Consider the following 20905-nt stretch of genomic DNA (forward strand, 5'->3'; position numbering starts at 1 on the left):
GTTGATAAAGTCGGACATAAGGTCGGACTTACCATCGGATCGATCCCGAAATCAGACGGCCGCCGCCGGAGGCTTACAATGGGTCGAACGGTTGCAGCCTGAATTAATGCGACCATTTCTACTATGCCGCCCGCGCCGCACAGGACACACAGGCCAATCAGCGGACCGCATAAAACTCACCGCGTCAGAAAGGACCAATTTTCCATATACCAGTGAGCCTCCATTTTGAGAGGGAAAGACTCTCTTTACCGCCCGGTGACGAGTGAGCAAAAACCTGCGTGGTGGTTGCAATCGCGAAGTTAAAAAATGCGACCTGAGGACACGTCGCAGAGAAGCTCTGGATCCCCAAAAGTTATAGTCAGTTGGAGGCTTCAGTCTTCGCGAAGATAGCGGCAGCACTATCACAGTTCATGATGTCGCGCCGGGACCGGCTAAAGATAGTACCGTGAGCGCGCATTATATTACCTGTCTGGAAGTGCTCCATAGCCTTCATCTCCGCAAAGTCTTCAGCGCTAAAATTGCACCTGACCTCATTCGTCCCAAGGACCTTGATAACCACATTCAACGTCCCCTCGTTTATGATAGAGATAACACCAGTTACAAACTGAGGCTTTTCGAAAAACTTTCGATGCGCCTCTTTAAGTTCTTCTGTATCATTACCATCAAACTTCAGCGTTCTCCAAGAGCCATCTACCTCGCCAGAAAACTCAATATCCGAGAAAGCATCTCGCCGATCCGGAAATATAGAGGATATATCCCTAATTAAGAACGCATAGTTAGAAACTGTAGAGTCATCGAGTTGCCCGAGATCAAGGGCGTTTTTGAGCTCTCGCAAGTTGTTCAGCGTCTTACCCTTGGTTTCCCAAAAAGCCTTGCTCAGCTCATCTTGGCTGATAGCATCGCCCTTGAAGTAATTTGATACAATTTCTTGCCTTGGAAGCTTAGGCCTCTCAATATTTATTATAAGAGATCCAAACTCTGGCTCGGTAATTTGAAAATCATACACTTGGCTCTTGGATGACTTAACTTCCGCTGGCGCCAAGAGTTTACGGGCAACAACATAAGCATTATCCACCATTTTTTTGAACTGGTGAAAAGCCATACTTTCGTGATTCAACGTGCCGCCGGAGAGACGGATTGAGAAGTAGCTCTTCGCTTGATCTACAGTATCTGCAACACCATCAATTTCCAATGACAATGCAGCTCCAGGATCGGGCAATAGTGATTGATCGAAGCGGTCAATGTCAATTGGCCAATACCGGCGGACAACATAATCTGAAGCGCATTCCACCACGATAAAATCGCCCGAGCGCAGCGCGCCTAAAATGGAAAGCTTATTGCCCTTAAGAAGAGATATAGCCTCTTCGGTTATGGAAGAAGCTACAAATATGAACCCGTCTTCAAGGTCCATAACGTTCAGGAATAAATAATCCTCGAACCCGACCTTTGAAGTGAAAAGGATAGGGTCGTCATGCTTCTCAAGAACCTCCGTGGCTCTGATCTGCATGTTTGCCATGTCAGCTAGCGCCGGATCGTCTATACTCCACATTTCTCTCACGACATCACCTTGCAAGACGGAACAACATCCGCCCCAACATATTTCCAAAAGTCGCGGTGCCCACTTCCTTGGTTTACTACACCATGATGAGTTTGCAATTGCACTTCCAGCCACAAGCCTTGCTGGCGGAACTTCTTGTATCTCTTCATCATAGCTTCAGCAGACCGCCAGCTGTCAAAGATTGAACATGCCCATGAGTCACATTTTTCAGGTGGGCGCAGAGGTTTTTTATTTGTCTTATAGTCCGACTCAAAATCGTCGTTAGTCCAGGATGGGCCGGGAACGTGGCGATAGAAGGTGCCATCGGCAGCTTGCGCATCGTCTGGAGGGCATTGCTCGGCAACGTAGTTCGGAATGTCCGGGTCAAAATGAGGCATTGGTCTTCTTTTAATCGACTACGTCTTAGCCGTTTTTAACGTTAAGCGTGTGATGTTTCAATAAGTTCTAGAGAGGGTTGAGTCAGAAATTTCCTCTTGATTACAAAATGAGTTTATTGGCCCACATTTTGAGATTTTTGGAGCAATATGTGTTTCATGACTTGCCAGTAGTCAGGCGTCGTGATCATGTCACTTAGTAACCGCGCTGCTGATGCCGATTACCTAGAGCGGGTGTCTTGATCGCACCATTCACAAGCAATTCGGTGATCTGGTCGCGTCGCGGCGGTAGGATCGTGTCGAGCCGGAAGTGACCAACAGCAGCGCGTAGCTCGAATGACCGCTTTTGGCTGTAGTCACCTCACAACCCATCAAACCAGTCCGCCTGAATACTAACCTCCTCAATCATCCTAGTCTCGACGCCCAACTTGTTGTCCTTGAGTAGCTCGCAAAGCCGATCCCCATCGATCAGATCAATGGCGATGGCCCCGTCTCGGGTCGCTTCATCAGACGCCTGGCTGGTGAAATGGCCGGTTGTTATGAACAGACCCTTGTCCGCCCTGCCCTGCAACGCTCCTCGGAAGTCACGGATTTCCTTTGACCCCACGCTACCCTTCCAGCGCTTGCATTGGAAATACACCTGGAACGAGACAAGGTTGACCCGCAGAACGCCCACCCCGTCAATACCGCCGTCGCCGGACTTGCCGCGCACCTCCACCTTGGTGAAGCCAGCTTCTCGCAGCAACCGCTGGGCCAAGCGCTCGAACGCATCCGGGGGCATCTTGCCGAGGACCGCCAACAGAACGGATTTCCAGTCTTCCTCATCTTCCGGCCCGTCATCGGCTAAGACCTCAACCTCAGAAACCTTATGTGCCTCAGCCAACTTTGCGGCCAACCGTTTCTGGCGGGCGCGCTCTCGCTCTTCCTGTGTCACTTGGTCATAGATGGCTTGGGTGCCGTCCAAACTCGAAATGCCTGATCCGGTTTCGGTCAAGGCCCAGACACCTCGGGACGAATTGTCCAACGCTCCACCACGCTTCAGGTAGGTGCGCGCCCAAGCGAGGTAGTAGTTGACCCGTGTCCGGTTCTCATCGCGTGGCATGGTGAAGGCCTGTTCAGCCTCGGTCACACCTTCAAGCTCGATGACCTTTTCATCCAACTCCTGAATAGTTGCGGACCCGCCGAGGTCTTTCAGCGCCTCGACCGTCACCAACATCATGCCGGGAAGGTCAGGGAGAGTGTCTGCATCGATTTCAAAACGTCTCACCAAGTCCTCCAATCAAAACCGTGAAACGTTCGGGATCGACGAAAACAACAAAACCGCATCCATGCTGTCACCCCAGAAAAACTCTCCACCCAAACTCTCCAGTTTGTAAGATTTGTCTTTGAACATCTGTTCTGCGGCCTCTGCTCGTTTGCGATCTGCGAAGGAAGCCTGCAATTCGATCTTCCATCGCCCCTTGGCAGCAGGTGGAATGCCTGCATTCAGTTGATCGCAGCGCGCTACTGGATCGTTGGAAACACCGATCTTCAAGGCAACCGACTTGATCGCCACGGCCTTAGGACGACCAAGCAGCGCGGCACCATCGCCATCGAATTTTGCGAGATACAGAAACGTCTGGCCATCCGTGTAGGAGGACGTGCGTTCGCCGCTCGCCCCCGGAAACGCCTTCGACGGAAAGAACTCCTCCCCGAACGCAGTGCCGGTCCGTCCGCTCTCGGACACAGGCTCTTCACCGAAGACGTTGACCTCTGTCACCCTGATCTTCAGCGCCGTCTCTATTTCGTCAGGCGTCAAAGCACGGCCCCATGTACCGATACCCTGTCCCGTCTTGCTGTCGTAGGTGTCCGGCGCAATGCGCTCTATCGACATGTTGTCGAGCGCCCGCCACGCCCGGCGGATTGGCAGGCCATAGGTCCACTTTCCGCCATCACCATTCGCCATCTTTGCTTGCTGCGCGGCTTCAGAGGCCTTCTCGTCATCGCGGATCGGGCGCGCCTCGATCTCGACGAACCCGAGGACGTGCGAGCGCATGGCCTTTTTCGTCTGACCCGATGATGCGCCGTAGATCATCATCAGGTCGCCGTCCTTCAGTTCTCGCAGGGCGCGGGCCTGACCGCTTTCCATGGTCCAGCCAACATAGCCTGCCTCTTCAGGATTGAAGTCGTAGAAGGCACGAATCCACATGTTGCGCCCGTCGAGCAAACCTCGGGTCACGTCGCATACCTCCCCTCTTCAACCTTCTCGGCCTGTCCCAGTGCGGCAAGGCTATCCAGCAGCGGTTGCACGCTCGTCGTTCTCGCCCGCATGAACCGTCGGGCAATCTGGTCGGGGCTTGCTTCGCCCATCTCGGCCAAGGCCTCGCGGACGGCGGCGATCTGGTCGGGGAGGGTTTTGGGCCAGGGGGCTTTTTCGACCTTGGCGGCGGGGCCGACGTCCAACTCGGCCTGCGTGCCCTTGGTGGTCTGGCGGCCTTCGGGGTTCTGGTAGTCGGGGCGGAGCCAGCGGATGTGGCCGCGCGCCTCTTCCTCGGCGCGTTCCTTGTTGAGGGCGACAAGACGAATGAGGATGTCTTCGTCACTCAGGTCGACGGGCCAGCCATAGGCCTCGGCCACGGCGGCGTCGATCTGGTCGTGCAGGTCCTTGAGGATGCCGATCAGGCCCTGGTCGTAAATCTCGCGGTCGTTGCCTTCGATAATGTCCCCGGCGCGGAGCTTTTCCAGCACGTTGTACATCTGGGTCAGGGTCAGCTTGGGGTGGCTGGCTTGCTGGCGCTTGCGGTGGGCGTCGAGCTCTTCACCCAAGGCGCGAAGGCGGGTGCGTTGTTCGTCGGTGAGGTTTGGGAAGGGGAAGGGGTCGAAAGTCTTGGTCTTCGCATAAACTGAATCATTCCCGACACCTAGCCAGCTTCCCGCGGCAAGTGACCAACAGACATGCAGTCGAGACGATAGGATTGCCAAGCGTTCGGGTTCCGATATGCAAAGCACGATAAGCTTGTTGTCTGGCAATACCGAGGCGTCGAGGAATTGGAAAATCCGGTGCTTCATTGTCTCTACGGTTGCGATGTATCGCGGCAAACCGTCGAGAGCGGGTCTCATATCCCGTCTTGGTTCGCCGTGAATCCACCAGTTTTTGCGATAGCCTTCACGGTTATTTTGGTCCCGCTCCGGTTTCACATTGTCCAAGACATGCTGAAAAATAGCCGGGAAGCGCTGCTTCGCTTGGACTTCGGATAGTCCGAATAGGTCGATCACCATGACACCGCGCGGGCTGGCCGTCAGGTCGCGCCCGTTGCGATATTCTCGGATGTGTCGATCTGCGCCGTCGATGGTGCCGAGGCCCAGTTCGTGGGCCTTTTCAGGCGACACAATAAAGCCAGAGCCGATGACTTGAACGCCACGATAAGCAAGTCGTTCATTGGCCAGCAAAGGCTTCGCCCCCGCAACATCCGCTCCGATCTGCAAGTTCGCAAAGACCTTCCCGATCTGGTGATCAAACGTCACTTGCCGCCCATCCGCCTCGCTCTTTTCCCTGCTTTCCGTTGCCACGGTCAACAGCCGCCCGGCCCGATTGCCCGCCGCCCCCACGGTCATGGCGATCCGCACGGCGGCGCCGTAGAGCGTATCGACCCAAGGGTGATCCGGGATCGCGAAGACGAGGGAGAGCGGCTTTTTCGGGTCGTTCAGATGCGGCTCCAGCACCCGACGGTTGAAGGTCTGGCGCAGGGAATTGGTGGTGATCAGGCCAAAGCGGCGGGTGCCCTTGCCCGTCTTGGCATTGTAGGCCCTGGCAGCCAGCGCCGCCTTTTCCCACCAGAACATCACCAGATCGGCGCTTTGCGGCATCTTCGGGTAGGCTTTCCACAGCGCCTCGACATAGCCGTCGCCCAGATTGTCCCGCAGGCGTGACGCCCCGATGAAGGGCGGGTTGCCAACGATGAACTCCGCGCGGGGCCACTGGGTCGGTTTCGGCTTGGCATAGTCAAAAACCTGCACCCGCGCGGCGGGGTCCGGCACCTCCTCCCCCGTCACGGGATGGCGCATGGTGGTCACGCCGTCCCAGCGGGTGACGGGGTTGCCGCCCTCGTCTATGCGCGGGGTGCGGTCGGACCATTCCAGCACCGCATCGGCGTTGCGGATGTTCTTGAAGTCGCGCAGCACCGGCTCGGACGGGGCGGCGGTGCCGTGAGTGCGGTAGTGCCATTGCAGGTAGCCGATCCACAGCACCAGCTCGGCCACGTTGGCGGCCCAGGGGTTCAGCTCGATCCCCAGAAACTGGTGCGGGTCCACGGTGATCAGCGGGCGCGTGTCGCCGAGTTCGATCATCAGCGATGTGACCTCGCCTTCGAGGCGCTTCATCATTTCGAGTGCGACATAGAGGAAGTTGCCCGAGCCGCAGGCTGGGTCGAGCACTGTGGTCTCGCAGAGCTTGTGGTGGAAGTCGCGGACCAGCTTGAGCGCGTCGTCGGTCTTGCCATCTTCGGTCAGGCGCTGCACGGCGGTCTGCACATCGCGCCAATCCTCGCGCAACGGTTCGATGATCGTAGGCGTGACCAGCCGTTGGACATAGGCGCGGGGCGTGTAATGCGCGCCCAGCTTGTGGCGCTGGCGTTTGTCGAGCGCGCGTTCGAGGAGCGTGCCAAAGATGGCAGGTTCGACCTGCTTCCAGTCGGCCTCCGCCGCTTCGATCAGCAGGTCCAGTTGCAGGGTGTTGAGGGGGAGCGCGTCGGCCTCTTTGAAGAGCCCCCCGTTGAAGCGTTTGAGGTCCTGCATGAGCACTTGGGAAAATCCGCCGGTGTTCATCGTCTCCCACAGCCCCTTGAGCGCAGGCTGGGCGTGTTCGGGATGGCCGCTCAGCTTGTGCAAGAGTTCGGTGAAACTGCCTTGCGGGATCAGATCAACGTCTTCGGCGAACATGGAGAAGAGGCAGCGCATGAGGAACCGGGCCACGGTTTCGCTGTCATGCCCCTGCCCTTCGAAACTCTTGCCCAATTCGGCGAGGTGGGCGGCGATGTCTCGTGTGACCTCGGCTGCCTTGAGCGATGGATCAAGGCTATAAGGTTCGGTCCAGATGGTGCGCAGGAGATCGCGTGTTTCCTCTCTGCGCAGATCGTCCAACGTGATCTGGTAGCGGTTGCCATCCGGGAACTGGTTGTAGCCCTGCCCCTGCTTTGAGAAGTCGGCATAGACCTCGATCACGTGGCCCACGTCCACGATCAACAGGAAAGGCGGCCAGCCGTCTTCCTTGGCCACAGCACGGGCGTAATTGTCAGCCTGGTTGCGCGCCTTGAGCATCGTGTCGTCAAAGCCCCGCGTGCCCCGGCGTCCATGCCCCTGTTGTTTCCGTGCTTGGTCGTCGGTCAGTAGGGCCAGTTGGTCCTGGTCTTCGCGACCGGGTTTGTGGCTGCCTTGTTTGGCCTCTAGCACACAGCATCCACGGCGGTAGAGATCGATCCGCCCCCGGCGGTCCCGGCCGGTGTGAGTGAAAGTGACCGGACGCTCGAAACGGTAGTCGTTGTTTTGACCCTCAGCATCGGCGACCTTGACCGGCTCTACACCGAGGAGCTGAACCAACTCACTGGCAAAACTCTGAAAATTCGCCATCTCGTTGCCGCCGGACGCACTCCAACGGGAGATGAACTCGTCCAAGTGTTCCGATGTAACGGTCGTCAACGCCTACAGCCCCACAACTTTTGAGAGAACCCTAGTCCGGCTCTTTGGCTATCACAACGGGGTTTTTCAATCGCGTCACACAGAACCGGATCAGCCAACGCCGTTCTTGGAAACAGACCACTCAATCCCTCTCACCTCCACCTGAAAGTTCCCAAAAAAATGACCCACTCCCCTGACCAAGGGCCGAAGCCCCCTGCCCTGACGAACGGCCACGACCGGTCTGCTCTACCACCCGCCGCACCTCTGACTGTCGATGACATGCTGATGGGTGGGCTGGCCATCGATGCCTGGCTCAAGGTATCCAAATTCGGCATGACCTTCGGCGAGGACGCAACCATCTTCGACAGCATCCCGGTCGAGTTGCACTTCGCGGAGGTGCAGTATTGCTTCGGCGTCCGCTACGGCAACCCGGCTGTCTATGCCCGGACCTATGACCACGTGACAGACACCAAGGGACGGTATTGGCACGAGGTCCTTCGCTTGGCCCGCGACGTCGATCCGGAGGCGGCAGAGTTCCCGACGGCGGACGTGCCGTTTGTCGTCTTGTCAGACCTGCGCGACCGCAGAGGCGATCTGCTGGCCGAGACCGGTAACGTTCTGGGCCATTCGATCTCGATCACCGGCTGGAAGTTCTTCCAGCGCTTCCTGCGCACGGCTCAGCGATCCGGGATCGACATCCATGTCGGTGCGGTTCGGCTGGACCTTGGCTTCGAGGCACAATCGAACCAGAAAGGCGACTGGGGTGTGCTCACCTTCACCAATATCCAGAGGCTCAAATGACCTACATCGACATCATGGGGGACCCGCACCTCGGAAAAACCTTTGTCCACGGCGTTCCCCTGCACCGCCGTGGCGACCGTGAGGCCATGGTCTGGGAGGCGTTCAGAGCCAATCTGGAGGCCGCTGAGAGCGATCTTCATGTCTGTGTCGGCGATCTTTTCGAGCGCCCTATCGTGCCCTATGACGCCATTCTGAAGGCCGCAGACATCTATCGGAAGGTGGCGTCCGACAAACCGCAAACCAAGTTCGTCATCCTGAGGGGCAACCACGACTGCCTTGTCCGTGATCTGGAGCGCGCCTCCGCTTTCGATCTCTTCGCCCGACTGGTCTCCGACGTACCCAATATCATCGTTGTCTCGGACGTGGTGATGATCGACGGGTATCTCTTCGTCGGCTACGACCCGGTCACACCTCTGGCAGATCGCATCACCGAAGATCACCGAGCGGCAAAGGCGGCCTTTTTCCATGCCGAGACGGAAGGCTATGGCAAGGACTTCAATGTTATCCCCTTCGAGAGGCTCGCTGAGCTGGACATCCGGCAGGTCTACAATGGCCATGAGCACAAACCGGCCCGGTGCATCAAACATGGCGTGGACGTGACTGTGGTCGGCTCTCTCCAGCCATATGCCCACGGCGAGGAGATCGATGACACGCTTTATGTCACACTCACCCTGTCCGAGTTGGCAACAGCCGGTGACCTTTCAAAAAAATGCGTGCGCATCCTGTTGGAGCCAGGAGAGACGCTCGACCAGGAGATCGATTGCCTGCAGCTGACCATCAAGCGCAATGCCGATGTCGAAGCCGAGGTCGGCGAGGTCACGCTGGGCGAGTTCGACATCGACGCCCTCTTCAAACAGGCTTTTGCGGAGGCCAATGTCTCAGAGGACCTGACGAATACCATGCTTCAGCGCTTCCATGAGCGCCGTCTGGCTGGAGAGGTGTAGCCATGCTAAGCGCCGTCTCCTATTCCGTCACCTTCGCCACCACGGGCCGCACTTTGGAGGAAGACATCACCTTCCGGTCTGGTTTTGGCATTCTCACCGGGGCCAATGAGACCGGGAAAAGCTTCGCCGTCGAGATGATCCGCTGGTGCCTCTTCGGTTCCGCCGCGCTCAGGGGCAAGATCGGCGACTACAAGACGGCGAAGGCCCGTTTGACATTCTCCTTGAAAGGCGATGCCTACGCCGTCGAGCGGACAGCCTCCAATGCCATCCTGTGCCGGGGGGAAGACGAGATTGCGGTCGGAACCACGGCGGTCAATCGCAAGGTCTGCGAGCTCTTCGGCTTTGGCCTCGATGTGTTTGACGCCTCCTGCGTGGCTTTGCAGGGCGAGATCGAAGCCCTCGGGCTGATGAAGCCTGCCGAGAGGAAGCGGCTTGTGGACAGCGTCATCGGTCTGGGGGTCATCGACGAGCTGGGCAAGTCCGCGGGCGACGAGGCAAATGCCCTGAAACGGCGCGCCCGTGATCTCAGCCAGAACCTGCGGGAGCCGGAACCGCCCGCACGACCTGACGGCTACCGACCGCTCTCAGAATTGGATGGCGAACTTGCAGAGCTCAAAGCTGCCAAGACCCGATTGGACCAGCTGCGCGGTCAGACCGCCGAGCATCGCGACCCACCCACGCCGCCAGTGGAGACGATCACAACGCCCGCCGAGGAGCTCGGCAGGCTGGCGGAGGTACAAGACCAGCTGACAGCGCGTCTCAAGTCCGCCGAGCTGGAACTGAAAGCCTGTCCCGAGCCCTCGCCCTACAGCGAGGTAGAGCTGGCGCAGATGGAGGCGCAGCATGTGGCCCATCAGAGATGGGTCGAAAAGGAGCGCCTGCTGGCACGCGCCCCTGATCCGGGTGTCTCGGTCGAGACCGTCAAAGCCGCCATCGCCTATCAGGACGCGGAACACCTGCGAGTACGGATTGCGGAGCTTGAGGCCAAGGGCGTGCATGTCTGCCCGGCCTGCGCACATGAATGGCCCATGGAGGCCTCGACCATCGACCAGCTCAAAGCGGAACTGGCCCCCTTGGCCGATGTCACAAAGCCTGCCGATCTTCCCGAGGATAAACGGGCCTTGGCAGCGCTCCTGCGGGCCGCTGAAGCATGGTCTGACAACCAGGCAGACCTCCTGCCCTTCGCAGACGTCACGCACTGTGAGAGGCCTTCCCTTGGCGCTGGCGAGATCGAGAGGCACCGCCACCGCAACAGCTTTGCCGACCGTCGGAAGGCTCTGTCGGCCGAGATCGCGCAAGTGCGGGCCGAGCTGGAGGGCCAGCCAGACCACCGGTCGATGCTGCGCGAACGCCAGCGCTACGAGGACCAGCTGGCTCACTACGACACGCAGGTCGCGGCTTATGCGGACTGGGAAAAAGCCCAGCAGACTGCCAAGGCCGAGATCTCGGAGCTCGACCGAGCCGTCATAGGCTTCGATGCGCTGTTTGAATTGCGCAATGCGGTCGCCATCTACGACACGTTGCGGACCCGCTATGAGCAGGACCTCAAGACCTATACCGAGGCCATGGAATCCGTGTCAGACCTTCTGGAAGACGCCGAGGACTGGGACCGGGCGCGGGCTGCGCTGACAAACCTCCGGTCCAAGGTAAAGCAACATCTGATCCCCTCGTTGAATGCTGTCGCAAGCCAGTACCTGTCACAGATGACCGGTGGCGAGCGTTCGATCATTCATGCGGATGAGGACTTCACCATCACCGTGGATGGGCAGGCCCTCAACACGCTCTCGGGGTCCGGAAAGGCGGTTGCGTGTTTGGCTCTTCGTCTTGGCCTCGGTCAGGTGCTCACTCAAGGCGTCTTCCCGGTCTTCATCGGCGACGAGATCGATGCCAGCATGGATCAGAACCGCACGGCCAACACGGCTGCCCTGCTCGACAGCCTGAAGAGCCGGTTGAGCCAGATACTGCTGGTCACACACAAGAGGCCGGAGGCGGATTATGTGGTGGAAGTTGGAAAGTAATGGCTGTTTATGGCGGGAAAATTCGAGGAAAAACTCAGCCGCTTGAGCCAAACTTTGTGAACTCGTCGGTTTGAGCTCGAAACCGGGCAAAGGTTGCCCTCTCAAAATGAATTGTTATGCATCCCACTTGGATCGACTGTTTGTATAATAAAATTATCCAAGGCGTATCGACTTATCAAGGCCTGTGCGAGGCCGGATTGGACGTGACATTTATCGTAAATCGGATTCTCCAATATTGCGAACCGTAGATTTCGTTCGCTCAACTGAACAAATGCGAGAGCGCAATGAATTGCTCATCACTGAGGTTACTCCCGCACCATAGACCATCTCTGGAACCAGCTGGCATTGCTCAAGGTGATACGCGTTCCTTTATAGAGAATCCCGCGATGTCACCTTCGTACACCTCTTCTGTAGAACACCACCTTACGGTTCTGAATCCCTGGGGTGTCGAAGACCCACCATGATAGTTATTTGTAATTTCACCTGATATTATTCGACGCGCCTCATATTCTTCCTCTAGACCAATAAGTGGCACAAAATCACAACGCTCATAAACTTGATCAGGTATATGAACGGAACAAATGACGCGCTCAAATCCTGGGTAAGAACAAAAGACAGCAACTGGCTCTTCGTCTTTGCCGCTATTTCGACTTGACATCATGAACTTTGGTAAATGATCACGCGATTGATCAAGGTGAGAAATAGTTATATTCGCGACTTCTTCTGCAGTGCCCCTCAGGTCAATAAAAAGAAAAACTGGAATCAGAAAATCATCACCAAATACCTCGATTTCCCCGATCAGTGGATCATAAGGAATGGCCCGACCCTGATCGTCAAACACGAAGACTTCGTTCAAGGTCAGATCTATTTTGTCCGTTAACGAACAAAGGTTAATTCGCATCACAAGTGAATCCGACCCTTGCGGTCGCTGAATTGTATAACTACGCCATGACTCGTTATAATCAACTGAACGTCGATCTAAGCTAGACAAAAGAGAAAACAAAGTCCACTCAAACTCCGCTAAGACAATTCGAGGCTCTTTCGTTCTATATTTATCAAATATTGACGCTGCCGATTTTTTGACATTAAAGGTCTTCGAAAACTTGCTTTGAGTTTTCTTACTGTATTCTTGATCTTTTTCTCGGCTTATTATGTCCTCAAGCTTACTGTATGTAGCCATCCGAACTGAGTCATAAAAATCTTGCAGACCGTCTGTCAAAGCAGCATCAAAGTCGAGAGTTTCGAATCTACACGGTAGCTTAATGATGTTATCCGCTGGTATGAAACGTGAGCTACTGTCTATGTTCGAGTTGATCATTGCTGAAAGAACTGAGCCCAAGTATTTTTTTGGTGTATTAATATTTCTCTCAGAACTCTTCTCAAACGAAAATCCAATTACTCGATTCGCGGGAAAACCGTCGGTCAACTTCTCAAGTGGAAAATTCTCAACTAAACCACCATCTACAAATTGAATACCCAGCGTACCATTAAAGCTCTTGAAGATTAACGGAATTGCGCAGCTGTTTGCAACAGCACGCGCAAGATAAATCTGGTCTCTCGAATGCTTATTAGACTCTTCACAAGAACGCCAATATACTACACCACCCTCGGAAAGGTCGCTATTGGTTAAAATCAAAGGAACACTTACTTCTGAAAGTTTAAAATCTTTTCTAATTTTATCTCTGTTGTGCAAACCATTGATAAACTCTTCCAACTTCTCAAACTCGAAAAATGGGTGCCCACCAATCATTGATAAAATCTTGACGCCCCACTTTCCAATTTTCACAATACGCCAGTCATCGTCTTTAGCAGGCATCACAATAATATCTTCAAGTGCAGACTTACCGTGATCTGCCAGATGATCCCTAATCAATTCAGGATCAGTCTTAATTGCTAAAATACTTGCTACAATTGACCCAGCACTTGTGCCCGCGAGCTTATCCAGCCGAATCGTGTCTTTATGGTCGTCCATTATGTCATGGACTGCCTTTGCGGCTGCAAGTAGCGTGATGAAGTTTGCACCCCCACCTTGAAAGGCAAATCTAAAGCTTATCATAGTATTTCTACCGCTGTCTGGTGCAACTTCAATCTATAACTGAAACCTGATCCATTGCAATAGTTGCCGCCTTGATTCACGCAGTAAAGTACCGGCCTCTTACGACGTCGAATACGAAAACGTCTTGAGGCTTAAGATGCATAGATTTCCATCGCTTCGAGACACAGCAGAGACATGAGCGACCGTTTTGGGCTCATCAATGTTCAGATGATCCGCGTGGCTTATTTCTTTCTCAAGTCGAGTGGCGGCCATGAGATCACTGCTTTGATGCCGAGTGATTCATAGAAGCGTTGAAAGACATCAGGATACGCGCCTGTATCCCGGATCGAAAGCGGCGCAAGCTAGCAGTGAAATACGATAAGTGCCGAAATAAACGGCGCAACCGCATCGAAATCATGTTCGGCAGGTTCAAGGATCGTCGCCGCTATCGGCCGCGGCCTGCCTGATCCATTCATGAATCGTCGCCGCACAGGGCTCATACTGCCGCGTCAGGGCCTCAGCACTGCGCTTTCTGCGGACCAGCGCAACACTCTTTTTCTGAAATTCCGTCCGGTGCGGGTTCCTCGGTCTCGGCATGAAAAACACTCTCCTTCCTCAAATGAAAAGTGTCCATCAAACCGTGGGAACTCCAGTATCCTAACCCTAAGGAGCTTCGACAATTTCATGTTCCCTCCCTTCCAGACAAAGGAGAGAATGATGAAAATTTTCAGGACGACATCTAATCGCAAGGAAACTCCCCTGAGATAGTTGATTTCATCCCTGACTATACCATCCCCAAAGCCCAGCGAATGCAGATCCACTGGGCTTTTTTCCTCAAACTGATGCAGAGAAAGGACCGGCCCATGACAGGGACCGCTGCGAGACCTGACGTGTACGCACAAGTGACCAACCACATTCTGAACGCCATGGAGACCGCTGGTGACTTCCAGCTCCCGTGGATCACTGACACTGGAGCGCGATGTGGCCGTCCGGTGAATATTGCGTCCAAGCGCGCCTATCAGGGCGTCAACGTGCTGAGCCTTTGGATCACCTCACTGGCAAAGGAGTACCCGTCCCACATCTGGGGTACATACCGCCAATGGCAGGCAGCCAGATGCCAAGTTCGCCGAGGCGAGGAAGCCTCGGTGATCGTCTTCTACCGACGGCTGGAGCGTGAGGACGAAGAGCAAGAGCGCTTCGTCGCCAAGGCCAGCTGGGTGTTCAATGCGGCCCAAGTGGATGGGTACGAACCGCCCATCGCCGACCTGCCCGACGCCGCAGGGTTTGACCCCTTGAAACAGGCTGAGGGCTTTGTCGCAAAAACCGGGGCCAAGGTCGAAGAACGCGGCGACATGGCCTGCTACATACCGAGCCGAGACGTCATCCTGATGCCAGAGCGCCGACGGTTCCTGAGGACACGCTCTGCGTCGCCGTCTGAGGCCTTCTACGGAACCCTCTGCCACGAGCTCATCCACTGGTCTGGCAGCAACACCCGTCTCGGCCGAGACCTCACGGGCCGCTTCGGCGATAAGGCCTATGCCATGGAAGAACTGGTTGCGGAGTTGGGGGCCGCCTTCCTATGCGCTGATCTCGGCATCTCCCGAAAACCGCGTGAGGATCACGCCGCCTACATCAAGTCGTGGCTCGCCGTTCTGAAAGCGGACAAGCGGGCCATATTCACAGCCGCCTCAAAAGCTTCACAGGCAACGCAGTGGTTGCAGTCGCTTGGGACGACAGAATCTCAAACAGCCAACGCGGCTTAACGTTTGCGTCCTCTGACCTGCTGCTTCGCACCATTCCGTGCCCACTGACTAAAGCTTCAAATCTCGGCCCCGCCGAAAATCACAAAGGAAAAATCATGAATAAGCTTGGTCTCATCATTCTTCTTCTGAGCTTCCTGAGCGCTTGCGGCGGTACGGTCGCGAAAAACATTGTCCTAACAGCAAGCCCGACACGGGTGAGCCAGAAGACTGTGTCGGACATGAAGGCCGACACACTCGGCCGTTTGAAGGACCCGGGCTCCGTCATCTGGGACACTCCAACCGCATTCACACTGCAAAATGGCGCAACGCTCACTTGCCTTCCCTATAATGCCAAAAACTCTTACGGCGGATATGTCGGTATGACGCGTCTTGGATGACTGTCAGACCAACATGGCGTCTACTGGAAGACAAACGATCTATGTGAACCAGCCGCCTATCGCGGTCGCGTCGAGCACTGGGACATTTACCTTAGCAGGCAGACGTGATGATAGCCGTAGATGTACGAAAATAGCTGCCTTCGATAATGAATTTATTGGTTATTAGGTCAACTCATGCGCCCGAACGATGCTGATGAGCCGTCGAAAATCGTCGTCATCCGAACTACCTTTCCAGAAGTTCGCGAAACGGCAAACAACCTGAAGATTTCCGGGTTCGTAGTGTCCACTGCTATCGATGCGATCCAAGGACGCGAACATCGCGGGGTCTCCATTAACCTCATCCAACTCAAGGGGAATCCCTGTAAGCTCGCAGCAATATTCCTGAGCCTCCATTAGTTCCTTGATGTAGTCCTGCAATGCTATGGTCGACGGGAACTTGAGGTCCTTCTTTTTCACAACGCGCTCCACCGTCTGACCATTGGCCGAATTGGTTGTAGCAACAGCGGTACGGGCCATGCGTTCGGCGGCATCTGCCGCTTCGAAAAGCTCGAAAGCTCTTTCGTATGCTATCTTGTCCGCTTGTGTCCTGTATTTGATCGGCGCGTAGCCCTTCTTTGCGGTTTCGCTTCGTTTCGACCAAAGTGGAGTGTCGTGCCACTGGGTCAGATCATCTCCGGCTGACCGCTTTCCCTCTCATTAAGCAATTAAGAAAGGCCGATGGTCTCTGTGAATTGCGCTCAGACCGAACGGAATGCCCCACCCTTCGACATAGTCAAGTGATGGGGCATCAACTGAATATAGTCTAGCCGAGGTGATTTAAGTCTTCTTGAGTGTCCGTCTCAAGCGAGAGGATGTATCTGATACCTGAAGCGACAAACTCGGGTTCTGGCTGACCGAAAGTCCGCGCCATGCCTCTTAAGGCAGACAGATCGGGCTGGACCATAGCACCTTGGATCAATGTCGAGAGCCATCCATGGTCAACGCCAGCTCGCTCAGCGAACTTTGAAATGTCCAGTTCGAGCAGTTTGGCGGCCAGATCAATACGTGTATTGAACTGGACACTTTCGTCCGACAGCAAGTCTGCGAGCTTCTGCTCGGCGTTCTCTTCCTCGGGCCATTCCCGCTGAGGGATAAATCCTCGACGGCGCGAAAGCCATTCCCTTGCATCTGCCTCTTTGAGGCGAAAAGCCTTGTCGTCAGGTCGATCTTTTTGCGTTGTTGGCACCCGCTCTAATTTGAACCCCTCTTTGCTCAAGGATGTTCGTACAGCCGGGACAGTCATATTTGAAAGCAAGGAAAGTTCACGGATGGTCAGATCACCACCAATCGCGTCCTCCCCGAACAACGTATACCTGGCAAAAAACGTCTCCAGCATGCGGCGCAAGGGAAAGTCATGCAGGAGTGAGAATGGTGAGAGTTCTCCTTGTGCATCAGTTTGAGGATAGCCTTGCAGCATCCCATTGACCTCATGCCAGACCTCAATCGGGCATTCCCACCAACCATCAAGTTGATAAGCATAGAGGTAGGCGTACCGCACCTGACGATAAAGCGAATGGCGTTCAAGGTTGACTTCATCGAAGTCAGTGGCTTGTTTACACTCATACTCTTCCAGAGATACGCCGAGAAACTCGGATACCAGGCGCCCATCTGCCCAAGGCCCATAGGTCTCTAATATGCTCGCCTGACAGATGATGGCATCTTTGATCTGAGCTTCCATTTCTTCCCACGTGTAGGGCACTTCGCCAGCCTTGCTCATGCCAGAGCTCCTTCAAGGTCTGCGATTTGTTGTCTGAGGCGGGCCAGTGCTTTGAGAAGTGCCGCCGAATTGGTCCGGCTAGAGGCAGCTTCAGGACGTTTCCTACCAAGAAAGACCGCTACTCGCTCGGCATTTGCTCCGCTAGGATGCGGCATGCCAGCCAAAACGCGTCTCGGGTCCAAGCGACCTTGGCGGACCAAGTACGTCAGAGCAGTGTTTGCCTTGGGTCCAAGAGGCAACCATATCGCCCGCGAGAGCGCCCTTGCCTCCTCGGTAAGATGAGTGTCTAGCTGGGAGCGCAGAATGCCGGTTTGCACCATATCAGGTGTGCCGTTGTAGTTCTTGCCATTTACGAAAACTGGGTAACGAAGTGCTGACGTGAAATGCACGTCTGTCGCGCCGGGACGGAACATAACGTCTGTACTCGGTACACCAAAGTGCTTTGCGACCCCGATCGTGTCTAGCATGGCCACCAAGTTGTTTCTGATGGCGCCGCCGGAGAACGATGCTGTGAGCTTTGCCACTGCTAGGCACTCTTCGAGAGTTGCGCCCTTTTCCAAGCTCGCTGACGCCGCATTGAGAGCATTCACTGCTTGGGTCATCCCCGGCGTAATACCGACGACGACAAGTTTTGCACGTGTCTCGATATAGTCAAATGGCGCATAGACCACACGGACAGGTCCATCGGCGCTCAACGTCAGGTCAGGACCTGACAGCAGGTTCGAAAGGGTTTGCGAATTGATGCGTGGAAGCATGGCTTTGGCGATGGTGAGATTTTGGTCCAAGGTTTGGAACTCCAAGATTGAAGGAAGAAATTGATCAGCAGGATGAGTGTTTGCGAAACGCGCGCCGGAACCCGCCCCTCCTGAACCGCCGAAGTCGGCGAGCAACTGTCAGAACGTTGCCATCATCACCGACAACAGCGAAGCAGCCTTTGTACCTTTCGAGGCGAGCCCGAATACGACGATCATCCTCGCTGGCGAGCATGATCGCTTGCTCGTCGAGTATCAGCGTCTCTGATGAGGCTGAACGAGCGGCAGTGCCGTAAGTCTGCAAGTATTTAAGTACATCGACGGGAATGCCCCGCTGCTGGCGACGACGACTGGCATGACGTGAGAGTTGCATAGCGATTCCTCCAAGTGATATGCATATTATACTCACATCACTTTAAACACTTCAAGATAAAAATGATACTGATATACCATTTAGATCATCTTTAATGTAAGATACTGTTTTCTTTGAATTAAATAATGCCGACCCGAAGATCACTCTTTGTTTGTTATCTCAGCGTCACGGCCCCAAAACCAACTATGATAGCGGTCCAAAACCCTCAAAATCGCCCCGATTTTGTCTGACCCCATTTAACCCAAGTCCCCGATTTACCAGCCAGAAAATGGTATACACCCTCCATCGACCCTGCGGTGTCCTGACAACAGAGTAGACCCATCGAGAGGCACATACCGCCCCTCGGTGGGGCCACCTGAGGTCCACGCGGAACAAGCGCTCGCTAACCCTCTGTGATGGGGTGTTCAGGCCATAGCTCTGCCCTGTTGTAGACAGGGTGAAACAAGCCGGATTGGTGGGGTTTGGCGTCACCTCCAATCAGAAAGTGCCGTAAGTCTTGATCTACGGGATCAAGGGGGACAGTCCGGCCAGAGATAGCGAAGAGACAGGCCCTCTGTCAGCTTCTGCAGGCACGTTTCTATCGGTTCCTGACGGTCCGAGACCGGACAGCCTGCAGCGGGCGGGTGGGCCCTTGTCTCACGACCCAAGCGCGCTTGGGCAGGTCTGACACACCTGCGCGTTCAAAGTCCGGTCTCCCCGGCCATCGACACGGCACATGTGACAACAGTCGATGAAATTCTCCAACGGCAACACCCCGGTCTACGTCCGGCCAACCGGACCTGAGCCCTGAGCTCTGTGACCTGAGGGTGTTGCCTGACATGGGCCACCAGCGCGTGACCCATGACGGCAACATCCCCCTTTGGAGACGCAACATGACCCGCATCAATTACAACAAGCTCGCCCTTGCCAACAACGACGATCCGTTCCTGGCCGCCATCGCCTCGATCCAGAGACGCGGTGAGACCGTCCAGCTCGACATCCACCTGTTCCTGGTGGCTGTGGCCTCGCGGTGGGCCAGCACGGGCGATGTCCGACCCGCCATCAAGATGGTCAACAAGCTGATCGATGCCCTGCCCCTTGGCATCCGGTCCAACGCCATCAAGGCATGGGTCGAGACCCATCTCGGGTTCAAGTGGGACCCGGCAGGCATGTTCAAGCCCGGAGACCTGAAACATGCGGACCTCTCGATCAAGAAGCTCGCCAATATCCGCTGGTGGGAGTTCAAGCCAGAGCCCGACTACAAGCCAATGGATTTCACTGCCACGCTGCTCACCTTGATCAAGAAAGCCGATGAGCGCGTTCGCAAGAACGATCCACGTGATGCCATCAATAGCGACACTCTGCGCGCGGTGAAGTTCGCGGCCTCCGGAAAGACGCTCGGCGTGGCAGACCTGCTGAGCGCCATCCAGGCACTCGACCCTCAGGACATGGCCCACCTCATGATCGAGCTCTCGGGCCCTCAGGAACAGCGTCAGGCGGCCTGAGAGGTCGCCCCTGACATGGGTGGAGCGGGCGTTGTGTCGTTTCCGCCTTTCCATCTGCAATCACATTCAACAGCGAGGACACGACATGCTGAACATGTACTCGGATCATTACAGGCTCACCGCCAACCATGTCGACGGGGCCAGGGCACGACGGTTTCGCATCGGTGCGAAGCGCAAGCCCCGAGCGCCGATCACGACGACCGGACCAGCGAGAGTCCCGAAGGAGCCGCGGGCGCTCTTGGACCTCCTCAAAGAGAGCTGCGTCGAAGCTGAGCGGGTGGCACTTACAACGGGGTTTCAAAGACATCTGAGACTTGCTGAGCTCGCGCAAGAACGGGTCGAAGAATTTCGTAAGACCATGTGACCGGTGTTGATGGGCCGTTGACTACGGATGATGATGTTCCGTCAGGGCTTCTCCTGGCTCGATTAAGAATTTTAGATTTTTTCGAAATCGACGGCTCACCAATTTTTTATACCCTCTATATTAGTTTGATTTCGTACTTCTTGAGGCAGGGAACTGAATTGGGGACGTACAGACGTCTTGGTCAACAACACGCGGCCAGGCGAAAAACGGTGGAGAATCTGCCGATGCCCATAGGGTTAACGCATTCTCCAACTTTTCTGAGCCTCGTGGATCGACCAAGTCATATGGCGAGGCGAAAGCCCTGAACCCAAATGCAAGTACGGAAACACAATGACAGATTTGCAATTCGCTCGGAGCATGCTGACGAAGATGATCGAGAAGTATGCGCTCGACTACGCAGTGAGTTTCATCGATGCCGCGCGTGAAATCACCAATCGGAATGAGAACTTCTACCTTGTTGCGACGGCCTACGGCAAGTGGTGGAAGCCCGGGGCGCTGACCTACGCCAAGCTCATTGTCTGAGAGACCGCGACAAGTATGAGATGTCGAAGAACTTCGAAACTTTGAGCCCGGAGCTGCTGCTGGAAGTCCAGGCGTACCTCCCAGTCAAACAGCGCATGGAGCGGACAACCTGAAACATGAAAGCGCCCGCCA

The 20905-nt window shown here is 55.4% G+C and carries 17 protein-coding genes and 1 pseudogene; 9 read left to right on the forward strand and 9 right to left on the reverse strand.

The features are described from left to right. Positions 1-358 precede the first annotated feature (358 nt). The 5 genes from Q1B16_RS17115 to Q1B16_RS17135 form a co-directional block, all read right to left on the reverse strand. Positions 359-1516, reverse strand: a complete 1158-nt coding sequence (locus Q1B16_RS17115) for a hypothetical protein (protein WP_299791632.1) — start codon at positions 1514-1516, stop codon at positions 359-361. A 38-nt stretch (positions 1517-1554) separates the two neighbouring features. Then, positions 1555-1935, reverse strand: coding sequence for a hypothetical protein (locus tag Q1B16_RS17120; protein WP_299791635.1), 381 nt, complete (start codon positions 1933-1935; stop codon positions 1555-1557). A gap of 358 nt (positions 1936-2293) precedes the next feature. Beyond that, a complete protein-coding gene (locus tag Q1B16_RS17125) occupies positions 2294-3199 on the reverse strand; it encodes a restriction endonuclease (RefSeq protein WP_299791638.1) in 906 nt (301 codons plus the stop codon). Between the two features lie 12 nt (positions 3200-3211). Next, complete coding sequence (locus tag Q1B16_RS17130; RefSeq protein ID WP_299791642.1) at positions 3212-4138, reverse strand: GIY-YIG nuclease family protein; 927 nt, start codon at positions 4136-4138, stop codon at positions 3212-3214. Between the two features lie 8 nt (positions 4139-4146). Beyond that, the gene (locus Q1B16_RS17135; protein ID WP_299791645.1) at positions 4147-7605 is read right to left on the reverse strand and encodes a DNA methyltransferase; all 3459 of its coding nucleotides are present in this window, start codon (positions 7603-7605) and stop codon (positions 4147-4149) included. A gap of 159 nt (positions 7606-7764) precedes the next feature. Here Q1B16_RS17135 and Q1B16_RS17140 point away from each other — a divergent pair, with 159 nt between their 5' ends. Genes Q1B16_RS17140 through Q1B16_RS17150 form a run of 3 tightly spaced genes read left to right on the forward strand, consistent with a single transcriptional unit; the run spans position 7765 to position 11347 of the window. After that, positions 7765-8385 carry a hypothetical protein gene (locus Q1B16_RS17140; protein ID WP_299791648.1) on the forward strand — a complete coding sequence of 207 codons (621 nt, stop codon included), beginning with the start codon at positions 7765-7767 and terminating at the stop codon, positions 8383-8385. Further along, positions 8382-9329, forward strand: a complete 948-nt coding sequence (locus Q1B16_RS17145; protein WP_299791651.1) for a metallophosphoesterase — start codon at positions 8382-8384, stop codon at positions 9327-9329. The genes Q1B16_RS17140 and Q1B16_RS17145 overlap by 4 nt, the downstream gene beginning before the upstream one ends. A 2-nt stretch (positions 9330-9331) precedes the next feature. After that, the gene (locus Q1B16_RS17150; protein ID WP_299791654.1) at positions 9332-11347 is read left to right on the forward strand and encodes an SMC family ATPase; all 2016 of its coding nucleotides are present in this window, start codon (positions 9332-9334) and stop codon (positions 11345-11347) included. Positions 11348-11696: 349 nt separating this feature from the next. Here the strand turns inward: Q1B16_RS17150 and Q1B16_RS17155 are convergent, their stop codons facing one another. Then, positions 11697-13403, reverse strand: coding sequence for a patatin-like phospholipase family protein (locus Q1B16_RS17155; protein ID WP_299791657.1), 1707 nt, complete (start codon positions 13401-13403; stop codon positions 11697-11699). A 263-nt stretch (positions 13404-13666) separates the two neighbouring features. On the opposite strand from Q1B16_RS17155, the pseudogene Q1B16_RS17160 reads away from it, so the two are divergent. From Q1B16_RS17160 to Q1B16_RS17170, 3 genes and pseudogenes are all read left to right on the forward strand, one after another. After that, a pseudogene (locus Q1B16_RS17160) lies at positions 13667-13828 on the forward strand (IS5/IS1182 family transposase); the annotation flags it as partial. Between the two features lie 417 nt (positions 13829-14245). After that, positions 14246-15145 (forward strand): zincin-like metallopeptidase domain-containing protein, encoded by a 900-nt coding sequence (locus tag Q1B16_RS17165; RefSeq protein ID WP_299791661.1) that lies wholly within the window; start codon positions 14246-14248, stop codon positions 15143-15145. 95 nt (positions 15146-15240) lie between these two features. Then, entirely contained in the window at positions 15241-15522 is a 282-nt protein-coding gene (locus tag Q1B16_RS17170; RefSeq protein ID WP_299791664.1) for a hypothetical protein, read from the forward strand. A gap of 162 nt (positions 15523-15684) precedes the next feature. Here Q1B16_RS17170 and Q1B16_RS17175 read toward each other — a convergent pair whose 3' ends face one another. The 3 genes from Q1B16_RS17175 to Q1B16_RS17185 form a co-directional block, all read right to left on the reverse strand. Beyond that, a complete protein-coding gene (locus Q1B16_RS17175; RefSeq protein WP_299791667.1) occupies positions 15685-16038 on the reverse strand; it encodes a hypothetical protein in 354 nt (117 codons plus the stop codon). 286 nt (positions 16039-16324) lie between these two features. Further along, a complete protein-coding gene (locus Q1B16_RS17180) occupies positions 16325-17278 on the reverse strand; it encodes a hypothetical protein (protein ID WP_299791670.1) in 954 nt (317 codons plus the stop codon). After that, a complete protein-coding gene (locus tag Q1B16_RS17185) occupies positions 17275-18063 on the reverse strand; it encodes a hypothetical protein (RefSeq protein ID WP_299791673.1) in 789 nt (262 codons plus the stop codon). The genes Q1B16_RS17180 and Q1B16_RS17185 overlap by 4 nt, the downstream gene beginning before the upstream one ends. Before the next feature lie 46 nt (positions 18064-18109). Between Q1B16_RS17185 and Q1B16_RS17190 the strand changes: the two genes are divergently transcribed. From Q1B16_RS17190 to Q1B16_RS17200, 3 genes are all read left to right on the forward strand, one after another. Beyond that, entirely contained in the window at positions 18110-18298 is a 189-nt protein-coding gene (locus Q1B16_RS17190; RefSeq protein ID WP_299791676.1) for a hypothetical protein, read from the forward strand. A gap of 977 nt (positions 18299-19275) precedes the next feature. Beyond that, entirely contained in the window at positions 19276-19887 is a 612-nt protein-coding gene (locus Q1B16_RS17195) for a hypothetical protein (protein ID WP_299791679.1), read from the forward strand. Positions 19888-20581: 694 nt separating this feature from the next. Then, the gene (locus tag Q1B16_RS17200) at positions 20582-20773 is read left to right on the forward strand and encodes a hypothetical protein (protein WP_299791682.1); all 192 of its coding nucleotides are present in this window, start codon (positions 20582-20584) and stop codon (positions 20771-20773) included. Positions 20774-20905: the final 132 nt, after the last annotated feature.

The sequence above is a fragment of the uncultured Marivita sp. genome, assembly GCF_947488135.1.
In the GTDB taxonomy this organism is placed as follows: domain Bacteria; phylum Pseudomonadota; class Alphaproteobacteria; order Rhodobacterales; family Rhodobacteraceae; genus Marivita.